Below are 14057 nucleotides of genomic sequence, written 5' to 3' on the forward strand. Positions count from 1 at the left end.
TAGCGGAAAGTCGGCGCCTTCGCCGCCTGACCAGCGGCGGCGCTTTGGTTCCCCGGTTCAGGCGCACGGTTCAGGCACACGGTTTAGGCCCCGCGGTTCAATCCCGCGGGCGCAACTCCCAGAAGGCGACGGCGGACGCCGCCGCGACGTTGAGCGAGTCCACGCCCGCCCGCATGGGGATCTTCACGGCGAGGTCGACGGCGGCCAGGGTCTTCTCGCTCATCCCGGCGCCTTCGGTGCCGAGCACGAGGGCGAGTTTCTCCGGGCGGCGGGCGGCCAGTTCGTCGAGGTCGACGGCGTCGTCGGTGAGTTCCAGGGCGGCCACGGTGAAGCCTTCCGCGCGGAGCACCTGCAGGTCCCCCGGCCAGTCCTCCAGCCGGGCCCAGGGCACCTGGAACACCGTCCCCATACTGACCCGGACGCTGCGCCGGTAGAGCGGATCCCCGCAGCGCGGCGACACGAGGACAGCGTCGATGCCCAGCGCCGCGGCAGACCGGAAGATGGCACCGACGTTGGTGTGGTCCACAATGTCCTCCAGCACGGCAACCCGGCGGGCCCCGGCGAGCAGCCCGGGCAGCGGTACGGGGTCGGGCCGCTGCATGGCTGCCATTGCGCCGCGGTGCAGGTGGAAGCCGGTGATGTCCTCGAGGAGCGCTGCGGAGCCGATGTACGCGGGGACGTCCGGGTACTGCTCAAAGATGTCCGCGAGGTCCTCGACCCATTTCTCGGCCAGGAAGAAGGAGCGCGGCTGGTGACCCGCGGCGAGGGCCCGGCGGAGCACCCGGGAGGACTCGGCGATGTACATGCCCTCGGCGGGTTCCCGGAGCTTGCGCAGGTGCACGTCCGTGAGCTGGGTGTAGTCCGAAACCCGGGGGTCGTCGGCGGAGTCAAGGCGGTGGAAGGTCACGGGTGGGTCACTTGAAGAGGTTCGCGATCATGAAGCCCAGGGCGACAAGGCCCAGGACAAAGATGACACCGCGCAGGACCACCGGGGACAGCCGGCGGCCGACTTTGGAGCCGATCACGCCGCCGATCAGAGAACTCACGGCGATCAGTCCGACGACTGTCCAGTCAATCCGGCCGAAGGCGAAGAGCAGGTAGGAAGCTGCCGCCACGACGTTCACGCAGAGCACCAGGATGTTCTTCATGGCGTTGGCGTTCTGGATGGTCCCGGTCATGAAGATGCCCAGGATCCCGACCAGCAGGATGCCCTGGGCGGCGACAAAGTATCCGCCGTACACACCGGCGAGGTACACCAGGACCACCAGGATGACTCCGTGGCGGCGGTCCCGGATGGCATGTTCGGGGTTCTGCTCCCGGTTCCGGACCCACTGCTGCAGCCGGGGCTGGAATGCCACCATCAGCAGCGCGAGCACGATCAGGACGGGGGCAGCGTAATGGAAGACCTTCTCGGGAAGGTGGAGCAGCAGGTAGGCCCCGGTGATGCCGCCCAGCAGCGACGCGGGCAGCAGTTTGAGCAGCTGCTTTCCGCGTCCTGTCAGTTCCTTGCGGTAGCCCCAGGCGCCGGCGGCGTTCCCGGCCACGAGGCCCATCGCGTTGCTGATGGACGCGGTGACAGGGGCGTAGCCAAGGGCGATCAGCACCGGGAAGGTCACCAGGGTGCCGGAACCGACAACACTGTTAATGGTGCCGGCCCACAGCCCGGCGAAGAAAATGAAGACGCTATTGAAGAACTCCACGCGCGGTCAGCGGTCCGTTCAGCGGCGGGCGGTGGCCGTGTACCGGCCCGCCGTAACGCTGACGTCCAACGGCAGCCCGAAGGTTTCACTCAGGTTTGCGGCCGTGAGGACGCCTTCGATCGGGCCCTGGGCCATCACCGCGCCGTCGCGCAGCAGCATGGCATGGGTGAAGCCCGGCGGGACTTCCTCGAGGTGGTGCGTGACCAGGACAATGGCCGGGGCGGCCTCGTCGCGGGCGAGTTCACTGAGCCGGTACACAAGGTCCTCGCGGCCGGCCAGATCGAGTCCGGCGGCGGGTTCATCCAGGAGCAGCAGCTCGGGGTCGGTCATGAGGGCCCGGGCGATCTGGACACGCTTGCGCTCCCCCTCGGACAGCGAGGCGAACGGCCGGTTGAGAAGCGGGCCCATGCCCCACTCGTTGAGGAGGGCGAAGGCGCGGCGTTCGTCGTCCTTCTCATAACCCTCGCGCCACCGCCCGGTGACACCATAGGCCGCGGTCACGACGACGTTGAGGACCTTCTCGTGCTCCGGGATCTGGTTGGCCAGCGCAGCCGAGGACAGGCCGATCCGGGGCCGGAGTTCAAAGACGTCGACGGCGCCCAGGATTTCCTCGAGGATGCCGGCCATCCCGCTGGTGGGGTGGATCCGTGCGGCGGCCAGCTGGAGCAGAGTGGTCTTGCCGGCGCCGTTGGGACCCAGGATCACCCAGCGTTCGCCTTCCTTGACCTGCCAGTCGACCTTGTCGAGGAGGGTTTTTGCCCCACGTACAACGCTGACGGCGGCCATTTCAAGAACATCACTCATAGGAGTAGACACTAGGACAAAAAAGCGGACGACTGATAACCGGTACGCCGGGGCCATGCCGGGGGCGGGCTGCGCGGCTTCCGCGGCGTCACTGGAGCGCAACGGATTCGGGCCCCGATCTGCCTGATCGCTAGGATTGCAGCCATGAACCTGTACGTGACCGCCGTGAGCTATGCCCCGAAACTTTCACTTCCCGAGGTGCAGCAGCTACGCACGCTCCTCGCAGCAGCGGGACTGGCGCTGGACGCCGAATCCCGCACCGGAGACGACCGCTTCGAGGTCCATACGGTAGACGTCAGTTCGGACCTGGCCTCCACCCTGGACCACGATGGGACGGCGCTGGCCGAACTGCGCCGAGCGGTGGCAGAGAACGGCCCCGCCGGAGTCGACACGGCCATTGTTCCCGCCACCCTCCGCAGTGCGGGGCGGAAGTTCCTCATCATGGACGTGGATTCCACCCTGATCCAGCAGGAAGTGATCGAGCTCCTGGCCGCCTACGCCGGCAAGCGTGAAGAAGTGACAGCCGTGACCGAGGCCGCCATGCGCGGCGAACTGGACTTCGCCCAGAGTCTGCACGCCCGTGTGGCGGTGCTCGCCGGGCTGCCGGCGGACGTCGTCGATTCCGTCCGTGCCGAAGTGAAACTGAGCCTCGGAGCGGCGGAGCTCGTCACTGCATTCCAGGAAGCCGGCCACGTCGTGGCGGTGGTGTCGGGGGGCTTCAACCAGATCCTGCGACCGATCGCGGAGGGTCTCGGACTTGACTACTGGGTCGCCAACGAACTGGAAATCGCCGACGGCGCGCTGACCGGAAAGGTGATCGGTGAGGTGATTGACCGGGCGGCGAAGGAGAAGTACCTGCGGGAATGGGCCGCCACGGAAGGCATCCCGATGGAGCACACGATTGCCGTGGGCGACGGCGCCAACGACCTGGACATGCTCGGCGCCGCCGGGATCGGCGTGGCGTTCAACGCCAAACCGGCCGTCCGCGCGGTGGCGGACGCGGCCGTGAATATGCCCTACCTCGACGCCGTTCGGTACATCGCCGGAGTCTGACGCTGGACGGGCACCGTAAACGGACGGGCAACCGGGAACACAGTGAAGGCCGGGGCAATCGCCCCGGCCTTCACTGTGTTCCCCGAAACGGCTGGAGCTAGCTGTTGCTCTTGTCGAAGTAGTCGGCTCCGCCGACGTATTCGGTGTGGCCGGATTCGACGTCGGCCGTAACCATCTTGGCGACCTCGGCGGCGAATTCCTTCACCGAGTACAGCTTCCCGGCCTCGGCGCGGCGGGCCTCGATGGCACCGGGGTTGGAGCGGTCGAGCAGGGTCGCCGTGACGGTGCCCTCGATCATGTCGCCGGAGACGATAACCAGGGAGATGCCCTTCTCGGCCAGGTTCGGAATGAGTTCGCGGAGGGCGTCCTCGCCCGCGCGCTTGCTGCGTGCCACCGGCTCGTAGTTCTCCATGGTGGGAACGGTGTTGATGAAGTGGGCCTGGTGGCTGGTCACGAAGACCACCCGGGAGCCCTCGGGCATCAGCGGGACGGCGGCGTTGAGCATGTTCACCTGCGCGTCGCGGTTGAGCTTGAGTGCGTAGTCCGCCTCCATGCCGGATTCCATCCCGCCGGAGGCGTTGAGGACCAGGACATCAAGCGAACCGAAGTTCTCCATCGCGGCACTGGCCAGGGCCTGGACGCCTTCCTGGGTGGTGAGGTCTGCGCCGACGGCGGCTGCGCGGCCGCCGGCCGCCTCGATCTCCGCAACGACCTTGTTGGCGCGGGGCGCCTTCTGGCGGTAGTTCACGACGACGGCGGCGCCCTCGGCGGCGAGGAACTTGGCCACCTCGGCGCCGATGCCCCGCGACGAACCGGTCACGATTGCAGTCTTGTTCTCCAGCAGTCCCATACGAGCTCCTTTGTTCCAAACGTCCAAAAACGGTGAGTCTGCAGTCCATCATGCCAGCGGCGCAGGTGTTTTCCGTTGTTCGGGTTCCACAAAGAAGCCGCGGCAGCCTAGTGACGGCCGGGCCTGCAGGCGTAGGATCTCGCGCATGGAACCGCTGCGCCGGACGTGCCGGCAGGCCGTGGATCAGGGGCCCTGGTGCCTCGGGGAGTGACGGAGGAATCGACGCCGGAGCAGGTCTTCAGCGGTTCCTCGCGCGGCCTGGAGCTGTTCCATGCGGTGGAGAAGATGCTGGCCATCCCGGCCCCGCCGGACATGCGGGCAACGAAGAGCGAGGTGGCGTTCCGGGACCGGCGCGGTTTCGCGTACCTCTGGTGGCCCGGCCGGTACGTCAATTCCGATGTGCCCGCCGTGCTCTCGATTGTCTTGCCGTGGCGGGTCGCCTCTGCGAGGTTCAAGGAGGTGCTGAATCCCTCGCCCGGGGTGTGGATGCACCACCTGGAACTGCATACGGTGGACGAACTCGACGGGGAGGTTCTGGGCTGGCTGCACGAGGCACGGGATCACGCCGGCTAGCGGAACAGTTGGGGTCCGCAGTACGGGAAATCCGGCGCACAGGAACGCGGGCGGACTGATCCAGTCTCCGCCCGCGTCCCGCCGCCTGTCCCTCGCGCTACGTGTGGTCGATCCTGATCTTCTTGGCCGTCGCGTCCGGCGCTGTCACTGGGGCAGGGGCGCGCACCTCAAGTACGCCGTCCTTGTAGGTCGCGGTGATGTCCTCTTCCCTGGCACCGGGCGGAAGCGCAACACTGCGTGTGAACGAGCCGTAGCGGAACTCCGAACGGTAACCGTCTTTGCTCTTGTGCTCGGTCTTTTCCTCGCGTTCGGCCTTGATATGCAGCATGCCTTCGCTGACGGAGACGTCGACGTCCTTGTCGGGATCAATCCCCGGAACTTCAGCGCGCACCACCAAGGTGGTGCCGTCAACAAACTGCTCGACCTTGATGGACGGGGTCATCGTCAGGTCGCCGTCCAGGAAACGCTTGATCGGTTCCAGCACGTCCGACGGCACCCACTTGTTAAGTTCAGCCACGATTGTCCTCCTGTTGCCATGCCCCTGCCATGGTGTGGTCAGGGGCTGTAGCCCCATTACACACCCGGCGGCGCATGGCGCAAAGGGGAAAAAGTCCTATCGTGGCGGACGCCAGGGGGCCCATCTGGTGGCTGGGCAGCGGCGGCGGCGCCCGCCGTCGTCGTGTGCCTCCGGATCCCGCCTCAGTGACCCATCCCGAGGCCGCCGTCGACGGGGATGACGGCACCGGAAATGTAGGCTGCCTCGTCGCTGGCGATCCAGCGGACCACGTTGGCGACCTCGGAGGCTTCAGCGAAGCGGGCGGCGGGAACCTTGGAGAGGTAATCCTTCTGGGTTGCCTCGGGCAGTTCCGCCGTCATGTCGGTGTTGATGAAGCCCGGGGCCACCACGTTGGCGGTGATACCGCGGGCACTCAGCTCGCGGGTCAGCGAGCGGGCCATGCCGACCAGCCCTGCCTTGGAGGCCGAGTAGTTGATCTGGCCGGGCGCGCCGTAGAGGCCCGAGACCGAGGAGATCAGGACCACGCGGCCCTTGCGTGCCCGGATCATCCCCTTGGAGGCACGCTTGATCACGCGGAAGGCGCCGGTGAGGTTGGTGTCGATGACCGAGGTGAAATCGTCCTCGCTCATGCGCATCAGGAGGGTGTCCTTGGTGATGCCGGCATTCGCCACCAGCACCTCGACGGGGCCGTGCGCGGCTTCCACTTCGGTGAACGCGGCGTCGACGGAGGCCTCGTCCGTGACGTCGGCCTTGACGCCAAGGATGCCCGCGGGGAGCGCCGATTCGCTGCGGTACGTGACGGCCACCTTGTCACCGTTGGCGAGGAAGGCTTCGGCGATGGCGAGGCCGATTCCGCGGTTTCCGCCGGTGATCAGGACACTGCGGCCGGTGGTTGCTGTTTCAGACATGGTGGGGCTCCGGAATTCTGCGGCGGGACGGCGCCGCGCTGGGGGCGGGATTTTCCTGCCTCCGATCTTAGCGCCCGGCAGGCGCGCGTTTGGGCGACCCTGCCGTTGGTGAGAGAATTGGAATAAGCCTTGGGAGCGTGATCTGACAGCCTTGACACTCAAAAACCGACCCGGTGTACCTGTGCCCGGGAACCCGGACGCACCGTCCGGTGATTCCGAGGTTCACAGCATCACGGACGCCGCCGCCGCACACTCTGAAGAGATGCGCCAGCGGATGATCAAGTACGCCGTGGCGATGGGTATCCGCATGGTGTGCCTGATCCTGATTTTTGTGGTGGATGGCTGGTTGAAAATCCTCCCGGTCATCGGGGCCGTGTTCCTGCCCTGGTTCGCCGTCATCATCGCCAACGGCAGCGACACGGCGGAGCTCCATTCCGACTCGCTGCTGGACTACGCGCCGCTGGCCCAGCTCGATGCGCCGGCGTCCGCCACGTCTGAGGACCCGGTTGGCCCGGGTGTCCCGCCGTCGGAGGACCCGTCGATGACGCTCCTGCAGGGCGAACTCGTCGACGATGGGGACTCCCCGGAGGGCGGCAGCGGCGCCCCCGGGCGGCGTGAAAGTGACCACGGCGGCCACGGACGGGAAGCATCATGAACCTTTTTGACCTCACCGGGAACGGCGGAGCCGCCGGTCCGGCCGAAGCCGTCTGCTCCCGCAAGGCATGCCGGAGCGGCGCCGAATGGCAGCTGCTCTGGAACAACCCGAAAATCCACACCCCGGAACGGCGCAAGATCTGGCTGGCCTGCGGAGACCACCGGGCCTGGCTCGAGGACTACCTGCAGACCCGCGGGCTCTGGAAGGACACTGTGGTATTGGACCCGGCAGGCAAGGCACACTGAATGTACCGTTTTCTCTTCTCCAGCAAGTGGCTGGGGTACCTGTTGCTTGCCGCGATTTTTGCTGCCGCCTGCGTCGGACTGGGCCGCTGGCAGATGGACCGCCGCGCCGAGACGCTGGCCGGGATCAACCGGGTCACCTCCAACTATTCCGCGGCGCCCGTCCCGTTCGCTGAGGTCAAGGACCAGTTCAGCTCGATGGCAGCCGAGCGGGAGTGGACCCAGGTGGAACTGAAGGGCAGTTACGACGTCGCCGGGCAGCGTATCGTCCGCAACCGGCCGCTCAACGGCCAGCCCGGCTACGAGGTGGTTGTGCCCTTCAGGGTGGAAACCGGCGAGACCGTTGTGATCGACCGCGGCTGGCTGCCGATCGGCAACAACAACCCGGGCCGCCCCGACCAGGTTCCCGATCCCCCGCAGGGCACCGTGACCGTCGTCGCCCGCCTGAAACCTGCCGAGCCCGCGCTCCAGCGCGGTGCCCCGGACGGCCAGCTGGCGTCAATCGACCTCACCGCCTATTCCGGGCAGCTGGGCTATCCCCTGCTAACGGGCGCCTATGGCCAGTTGGCGTCAGAGAGTCCGGCGGTGTCGGACATGCCCTTCCCGTTCCCGAAGCCGTCCACCGACGAGGGCACCCACTTGTCGTACTCGCTGCAGTGGTTTGCGTTCGGCGTGCTGATGTTCATCGGCTTCGGGTACGCGGCCCGGCAGCAGGCCCGAAACGCGGCTATTGACGCCGAGGACGCAGAAGCCCAGGCTGCCGATACCGACGGCGGCTTGATGCACTCCAGCGGCCCGGCCGCCCGCCGTCGTCCTGCGCCGCGCAAGCGGAAGAACGCGACCGCAGAGGAAGAGGAAGACGCCATCCTGGACGCCCGGGGGTACTGAGAAGTGGACGGTGTGTTGCCGGATCCTGTGGCGCGGGTGAAACGCGCGCTGAACGCGCTCGGCGCCGAGGACACGGTCACGGTGTTCGACTCGAAGGTCCCGACGGCTGCCGCGGCGGCCGCCGCGCTCGGCTGCGACGTTGCGGCCATCACCAACAGCCTCGTGTTCGACGTCGCGGGTGCCCCGCTGCTGATCCTGGCCAGCGGAGCCGCCAGGGTCGATGTGCGGAAGGTGGCCGGGCAACTGGGCGTCGGACAAATCCGCGGGGCCTCCCCCGGGTTCGTCCTGGAACACACCGGCCAGGAAGTGGGCGGCGTAGCCCCGGTCGGGCATCCGGAGAAAATCAGGACACTGCTGGACGAGTCCCTGGCGGCCCATCGGGTTCTCTGGGCCGGCGCGGGCGACCACCACTCCATGTTCTCGATCAGCTACGAAGAGCTCAAGCGCATCACCGAAGCCCAGGAAATGCCCGTCCGCTAGCCCATCTGACTCGCATTTAAAGCCGTTTTGAGAGCTGAAAACGGCCACAACTGCGAGTCAGTTGGGCGCCCTACGCCAGCGTAATCAGGTCCAGGTAGTCTTCGTTCCAGTGGTCCTCGATGCCGTCGGGCAGCAGCACAACGCGCTCGGGGTTCAGCGCGGCGACGGCGCCTTCGTCGTGGCTCACCAGCACCACGGCGCCGGTGTAGTTGCTCAGGGCCCCGAGGATTTCGGCGCGGCTGGCAGGGTCGAGGTTGTTGGTGGGCTCATCGAGGAGCAGCACGTTCGCGCTCGAGGCCACGATGGTGGCCAGGGCGAGCCGGGTCTTCTCGCCGCCGGAGAGCACACCGGCGGGCTTGTCGACGTCGTCGCCGGAAAACAGGAATGAGCCCAGGATGTTGCGGACCTCCGCGTCGTTCATGTCCGGGGCGGAAGAGCGCATGTTCTGCAGGACCGTGCGGTCGACGTCGAGCGTCTCATGTTCCTGCGCGTAGTAGCCCACCTTCAGTCCGTGGCCCGCAACGACTTCGCCGGTGTCGGGCTTGTCGACGCCGGCCAGCATCCGCAGCAGGGTCGTCTTGCCGGCACCGTTGAGGCCCAGGATGACCACCTTGGAGCCTCGGTCGATGGCCAGGTCAACGTCGGTGAAGATCTCCAGCGATCCGAAGGACTTGCTGAGGCCGTCGGCGGTGAGCGGGGTCTTGCCGCAGGGCGACGGATCCGGGAAGCGCAGGGCTGCCACGCGGTCTGTCGCGCGCACAGCTTCAAGGCCGCCGAGCAGGCGCTCGGCGCGCTTGGCCATGTTCTGCGCGGCGACGGCCTTGGTGGCCTTGGCGCGCATCTTGTTGGCCTGGTCGAAGAGGACCTGGGCTTTCTTCTCCGCATTGGCGCGCTCCCGCTTGCGGGCCCGCTCATCCGTTTCGCGCTGCTGGAGGTAGCGCTTCCAGTCCATGTTGTAGAAGTCGACCTTGGCGCGGTTGGGATCCAGCAGGAACACCTTGTTGACGGTGGCCTCGAGCAGCTCGGTGTCGTGGCTGATCACGATCAGGCCGCCCTGGTGGTTCTTCAGGAACTCGCGGAGCCAGGTGATGGAATCCGCGTCGAGGTGGTTGGTGGGCTCATCGAGGAGCATCGTCTCGGCGTCCGAATACAGGATCCGGGCGAGTTCGACACGGCGGCGCTGGCCGCCGGACAGGGTCTTGAGCGGCTGGTTCAACAGCCGGTCCGGGAGGGCCAGGTTGGAGCAGATCGCGGCGGCCTCGGCCTCGGCCGCGTAGCCACCGGCGGCCAGGAACTCGGATTCCAGCCGGTCATAGCGGTTCATCGCCTTGCGCTGGACCTCGGCGTCCTCGCTGGCCATGTCCTCATGGGTCTGCTTGAGCTTGTTGACGGCGATGTCCAGCCCGCGGGCGGACAGGATGCGGTCGCGGGCCAGCTGTTCCATGTCCGGGGTCCGGGGATCCTGCGGCAGGTAACCGATCTCGCCGCTGCGGATGACCTTGCCCCCGGCGGGCTGGCCTTCGCCCGCGAGCACCCGGGTCAGCGTGGTCTTGCCTGCACCGTTACGGCCCACAAGGCCGATCTTGTCTCCCTTGTCGATCCGGAAGCTCACCTGGTCCATAAGGAGGCGGGCGCCGGCGCGCAGTTCGAGATCCTGGACGGTAATCAATGCAGCTAAGGCCTTTCACAACAGGGAACGCCGCGGCACAACGGTGGAATCTGCAGGGGGCCGGGGCAGTGCGGCCGAGAGCACGGCCTCTACAAGTCTACCGGCCCAGCCTCCGCCCGTTGACAAGAGCCCCACCGGCTGATGGCAACGACGGACGACGGCGTTGCCGGCCTTGAGGTGCCGGGCGCCCCGGTAGCCGTTGGTGCGGCCCTCCAGCTCCCGGGCGTTTGGTTAGTAGGGCTTCTACAAAAAACGCCGGTCCCCGTGCTCGTAGAGTCAAAATCAGAAGCTGGCCCCGAATCACTCGCGACAGGAACTACCATGACGAAGACCGACGGCAATTTTGCCGCCACCCCCGCCCGGCAGCGCACCCGCTGGAACGCCACCGACCTTGGCCTGATCGCGGTCTTCGCCGCGCTCGTGGCCGGATCCGCACTGGTTGCCGCCATTCCGGTGGCCGGGATGGGCGTTCCGATCACCGTGCAGACGCTCGCCGTGATGCTCACCGGCCTTGCCCTGGGCCCCGGCAGGGCGTTCGCCGCCGTCGGGCTTTACGTTCTCGTCGGTCTCGCGGGACTGCCGATCTTCAGCGGCGGACGCAGCGGTCTGGGGGTCCTGGCCGGTCCTTCGGCGGGCTACATCATCGGCTTTGTGTTTGCCGCGACAGCGGCGGGCTGGCTGACCGTCGTCGTGCTCCGCCGCACGGCGGGCCGTCCCGGCAGGCTTCGCGCGGTCCTCCTTTTCGCTGCCGCGATGGTTAGCAGCATCATCTTCGTCCACGGCCTCGGCATCCTCGGCATGATGGTCAACGCGAAGCTGGATTTCCCGAAGGCGTTCCTCGCGGACTTGGTCTTCTACCCGGGAGATGTGATTAAGAACGTACTGGCCGTGACTATTGCCCTGGCGCTGCACAAGGCATTTCCGGATCTGCTGATCCGCCGGGTCCGGACCTTTGGGTCGGTTACCGCGCCGGCCGGCAGCGCCAACGCCACGGTGGACCACCGGCCGTGAGCAGCATCGTGCTGGACCGGGCTGCGGTGCGGGTGGCGGTCGATGGCCGCGCCGGACCCAAGACCCTGCTGGAGGAGCAGACCTTGCAGTTCACGGAGCAGCGGATCGGCGTCATCGGTGCCAATGGCTCCGGCAAGTCCACCCTGCTGCGGCTCCTGAACGGCCTCGTAGCACCGAGCAGCGGCACCGTCACGGTCGATGACTGGGACACTGTCCGTTCGGTGCGGGAAGTCCGCCGGCGGGTTGGCTTTGTTTTCACGGATCCGCTGTCCCAACTGGTGATGCCGACCGGCCGGGAGGACGTGGAGCTGTCCCTCCGGCGTTCGGTCCGCAACGCCCGGGAACGCCGAAGCCAGGCGGAATCGACCCTGGACCGCTTCGGGCTGCTGCCGCTCGCGGACCAGAGCATCTACGAGCTGTCCGGTGGGGAACGCCAGCTTCTGGCTCTCGCCGCGGTCCTCGCCGTGGATCCGGAGGTGCTGGTCCTGGACGAGCCGTCCACCCTGCTGGACCTGCGCAACCGGGAACTGCTGCGGCGGACCCTGGCCGGACTCAGCCAGCAGGTCATCCTCTCCACCCACGACCTCGAGCTCGCGCTGGATCTCGACCGGATCCTGGTGGTCGACGCCGGCAGGGTCGTGTTCGACGGCGGGCCGGCCGCCGCCGTCGAGCACTACCGGGAGCTGAGCGCGGCGGGGCTCGCCGTGTGCGGCCCCGGGCCGGACCGGCCGCGCCGTGAGGATCCGCGCCGTGGGGATCCGCGGCCGGGGCAGCCGTGAGCGGCCACGGATTCCTGCTGGCCAACTATGCGCCCGGAAACTCCCTGGTGCACCGCGCGCCGCTGTGGCTGAAGTTCCTCCTGGTGGTCGGCTCCGGCATGGCGTCTTTCCTGGTTGGCGACTGGGCCGCCGCGGCCGTAACGCTTGCCGTGATGTGCGGGCTGTTCCTGATCAGCGGGGCGGGTCTGCCGCGGCTGTGGCGGGCGGTCCGGCCGGTCCTTCCGGTCCTGGCGGCGATCGGGCTGTTCCAGTGGTGGCAGCTTGGCGGTCCCACCGCGGCGCGGATTGTGCTCAACGTGCTGGTCTGTATTGTCGCGGCCTCCATCCTCACCGCCACCACCCCGGTGCAGCGGCTGCTGGACGGGGTGGCGTCCCTCGCGAGGCCGTTCCAGCGCTTCGGCGCGGATCCGGAACGCTTCGCGCTGACCATCGCCATTATGCTGCGCAGCATCCCGTTCATCGCAGGCGCATACAGCGATGTCCGCGACTCCGCCCGGGCCCGCGGGCTGGAGCGCAACCCCCGGGCCCTCATCCTCCCGGTCTTCATCACCACCGTGGCCTTCGCCAGGCAGACCGGAGATGCCCTCGCCGCCCGTGGCCTGGGCGAGGCCGGGGACCACACCTAACTTGCTGCCGCTCCGCGGGACATGCCCTCCCCTGACGCTGGCCGCTGGACCTAAGCCCACTATGTCCATTGGCTGAGCCCAGGACTGGGCATGTCCCGAGGTGGCGGCGGGAAGGAACTAGGACAGATTCCGGTACTCCAGCAGTGCGGCGGTGCCCATTCCGCCGGCGATGCTGATCAGGGCCAGCGCCAGTTGTCCTTCGACCGGGCTGCGGCGCGCCTGGGCCAGCAGCCGCGTGATGAGCACGGCGCCCGACGCCCCGTAGGCATGCCCCAGGGCCAGGGCTCCGCCGTCGAGGTTGGCGCGTTCCGGTGCGATGCCGAGCTGGTCCAGGCACGCAATGGTCTGGGATGCGAAGGCCTCATTGAACTCGACCAGCCCCAGCTCCGCGGCAGTGACGCCACTGCGTTCCAGCAGGCGTTCGGCCGCGACCGCCGCCCCGATGCCCAGCAGCTGCGGGGCCACACCTGCCGTGTCCGTGCCCCGCACCAGGAGCCCGTCACCGGCGCCCAGCTCGCGGGCACGTTTCACGGAGGTGATCACGACGGCGGCCGCCCCGTCAGCGTCGAAGCAGGAATTTCCGGCGGTGACGGTCCCGCCCGCGGCAAACGCCGGCGGGAACCGGGCCAGCACCGCCGCGGTCAACCCTCGGCGCGGCCCGTCGTCGGAACCGGCGGTAATAGCGCCATCCGGTCCGGAACCCCCGGGAAGCGCAACAATTTCTGCGTCAAAAAACCCCGCCGCGGCGGAGGCCAGGGCCCGCTGGTGGCTGCGCAGGGCAACGGCGTCCTGCCGGTCCCGGCTGACCCCGAACTCCAAGGCCACGTTTTCTGCCGCAGCGCCCATGTCCGGATCGCCGTAGCGGCCCGGTGCGAACTGCGCCCGCGCAAAGAACTCCGGGGCGCCGTCGCGGCTCCGATGGGCACGGAGCGGTGCCGTGCTGATGCTTTCCACACCGCCGGCCAGATAGACGCCGTCGCCGCCGGCGGCCACGAGGCGGGACGCGAGGACGATCGCGTCGAGCCCGGACCCGCACTGCCGGTCCACCGTGAGGCCGGGAACGCTGACCGGCAGGCCGGCGTCGAGGGCCGCAAGCCGGGCCACGTTCCCGCCGCCGCCCACGGCATTGCCGATCACAACGTCCGCCACCATGTCCGGGGCCACGTTGGTGTCGCTGAGCAGGCGGCGGAGCACGGGGGCCAGCAGTTCATGGGCGCGGACGGTCTTCAGGACGCCGTTGGCGCGGCAGACCGGGGTGCGCAAGGCAGCGATGATGACGGGCTGCCGGTCGTCGGGAAGCAT

The 14057-nt window shown here is 67.9% G+C and carries 17 protein-coding genes; 9 read left to right on the forward strand and 8 right to left on the reverse strand.

The features are described 5' to 3' along the window. Positions 1–97: 97 nt before the first annotated feature. Genes GXK59_RS08350 through GXK59_RS08360 form a run of 3 tightly spaced genes read right to left on the reverse strand, consistent with a single transcriptional unit; the run spans position 98 to position 2504 of the window. Positions 98–907: a TrmH family RNA methyltransferase gene (locus tag GXK59_RS08350; protein ID WP_160665923.1), complete on the reverse strand. Its 810-nt coding sequence runs from the start codon at positions 905–907 to the stop codon at positions 98–100. Positions 908–914: 7 nt separating this feature from the next. Beyond that, positions 915–1700 carry a sulfite exporter TauE/SafE family protein gene (locus GXK59_RS08355; protein WP_160665925.1) on the reverse strand — a complete coding sequence of 262 codons (786 nt, stop codon included), beginning with the start codon at positions 1698–1700 and terminating at the stop codon, positions 915–917. 18 nt (positions 1701–1718) lie between these two features. After that, on the reverse strand, positions 1719–2504 hold the full coding sequence (locus GXK59_RS08360; protein ID WP_160665927.1) for an ABC transporter ATP-binding protein: 786 nt from the start codon (positions 2502–2504) through the stop codon (positions 1719–1721). Between the two features lie 144 nt (positions 2505–2648). Here GXK59_RS08360 and serB point away from each other — a divergent pair, with 144 nt between their 5' ends. Further along, entirely contained in the window at positions 2649–3557 is a 909-nt protein-coding gene (serB, locus tag GXK59_RS08365) for a phosphoserine phosphatase SerB (RefSeq protein WP_160665929.1), read from the forward strand. Positions 3558–3654: 97 nt separating this feature from the next. Here serB and GXK59_RS08370 read toward each other — a convergent pair whose 3' ends face one another. Next, entirely contained in the window at positions 3655–4407 is a 753-nt protein-coding gene (locus tag GXK59_RS08370; protein ID WP_160665931.1) for an SDR family oxidoreductase, read from the reverse strand. Positions 4408–4614: 207 nt separating this feature from the next. On the opposite strand from GXK59_RS08370, the gene GXK59_RS08375 reads away from it, so the two are divergent. Continuing rightward, a complete protein-coding gene (locus tag GXK59_RS08375) occupies positions 4615–4980 on the forward strand; it encodes a DUF5655 domain-containing protein (RefSeq protein WP_160665933.1) in 366 nt (121 codons plus the stop codon). Between the two features lie 97 nt (positions 4981–5077). On the opposite strand, the gene GXK59_RS08380 is transcribed toward GXK59_RS08375, so the two are convergent. Together GXK59_RS08380 and GXK59_RS08385 are read right to left on the reverse strand one after the other, a co-directional pair. Then, the gene (locus tag GXK59_RS08380; RefSeq protein WP_272927714.1) at positions 5078–5497 is read right to left on the reverse strand and encodes an Hsp20/alpha crystallin family protein; all 420 of its coding nucleotides are present in this window, start codon (positions 5495–5497) and stop codon (positions 5078–5080) included. Positions 5498–5679: 182 nt separating this feature from the next. Then, the gene (locus tag GXK59_RS08385) at positions 5680–6405 is read right to left on the reverse strand and encodes a beta-ketoacyl-ACP reductase (protein WP_160665937.1); all 726 of its coding nucleotides are present in this window, start codon (positions 6403–6405) and stop codon (positions 5680–5682) included. A gap of 151 nt (positions 6406–6556) precedes the next feature. Between GXK59_RS08385 and GXK59_RS08390 the strand changes: the two genes are divergently transcribed. Genes GXK59_RS08390 through GXK59_RS08405 form a run of 4 tightly spaced genes read left to right on the forward strand, consistent with a single transcriptional unit; the run spans position 6557 to position 8670 of the window. Next, positions 6557–7060: a DUF3099 domain-containing protein gene (locus GXK59_RS08390; protein WP_160665939.1), complete on the forward strand. Its 504-nt coding sequence runs from the start codon at positions 6557–6559 to the stop codon at positions 7058–7060. Then, complete coding sequence (locus GXK59_RS08395; RefSeq protein ID WP_160665941.1) at positions 7057–7305, forward strand: hypothetical protein; 249 nt, start codon at positions 7057–7059, stop codon at positions 7303–7305. The genes GXK59_RS08390 and GXK59_RS08395 overlap by 4 nt, the downstream gene beginning before the upstream one ends. Next, positions 7306–8190: an SURF1 family cytochrome oxidase biogenesis protein gene (locus GXK59_RS08400; protein ID WP_160665943.1), complete on the forward strand. Its 885-nt coding sequence runs from the start codon at positions 7306–7308 to the stop codon at positions 8188–8190. It abuts the gene before it with no gap. A 3-nt stretch (positions 8191–8193) separates the two neighbouring features. Then, positions 8194–8670: a YbaK/EbsC family protein gene (locus GXK59_RS08405; RefSeq protein ID WP_160665945.1), complete on the forward strand. Its 477-nt coding sequence runs from the start codon at positions 8194–8196 to the stop codon at positions 8668–8670. A 70-nt stretch (positions 8671–8740) separates the two neighbouring features. Here the strand turns inward: GXK59_RS08405 and GXK59_RS08410 are convergent, their stop codons facing one another. After that, a complete protein-coding gene (locus GXK59_RS08410; RefSeq protein WP_160665947.1) occupies positions 8741–10339 on the reverse strand; it encodes an ABC-F family ATP-binding cassette domain-containing protein in 1599 nt (532 codons plus the stop codon). A 321-nt stretch (positions 10340–10660) separates the two neighbouring features. Between GXK59_RS08410 and GXK59_RS08415 the strand changes: the two genes are divergently transcribed. The 3 genes from GXK59_RS08415 (at position 10661) to GXK59_RS08425 (ending at position 12755) form a co-directional block, all read left to right on the forward strand. Continuing rightward, positions 10661–11350, forward strand: coding sequence for a biotin transporter BioY (locus GXK59_RS08415; RefSeq protein ID WP_160665949.1), 690 nt, complete (start codon positions 10661–10663; stop codon positions 11348–11350). Between the two features lie 65 nt (positions 11351–11415). Then, positions 11416–12129 carry an energy-coupling factor ABC transporter ATP-binding protein gene (locus GXK59_RS08420; RefSeq protein WP_443094312.1) on the forward strand — a complete coding sequence of 238 codons (714 nt, stop codon included), beginning with the start codon at positions 11416–11418 and terminating at the stop codon, positions 12127–12129. Then, positions 12126–12755 carry an energy-coupling factor transporter transmembrane component T family protein gene (locus GXK59_RS08425; RefSeq protein WP_160665953.1) on the forward strand — a complete coding sequence of 210 codons (630 nt, stop codon included), beginning with the start codon at positions 12126–12128 and terminating at the stop codon, positions 12753–12755. Before GXK59_RS08420 ends, GXK59_RS08425 begins: the two co-directional genes overlap by 4 nt. A gap of 117 nt (positions 12756–12872) precedes the next feature. Here the strand turns inward: GXK59_RS08425 and GXK59_RS08430 are convergent, their stop codons facing one another. Further along, complete coding sequence (locus GXK59_RS08430) at positions 12873–14057, reverse strand: thiolase family protein (protein WP_160665955.1); 1185 nt, start codon at positions 14055–14057, stop codon at positions 12873–12875.

It is taken from the genome of Pseudarthrobacter sp. ATCC 49987, from assembly GCF_009928425.1.
In the GTDB taxonomy this organism is placed as follows: domain Bacteria; phylum Actinomycetota; class Actinomycetes; order Actinomycetales; family Micrococcaceae; genus Arthrobacter.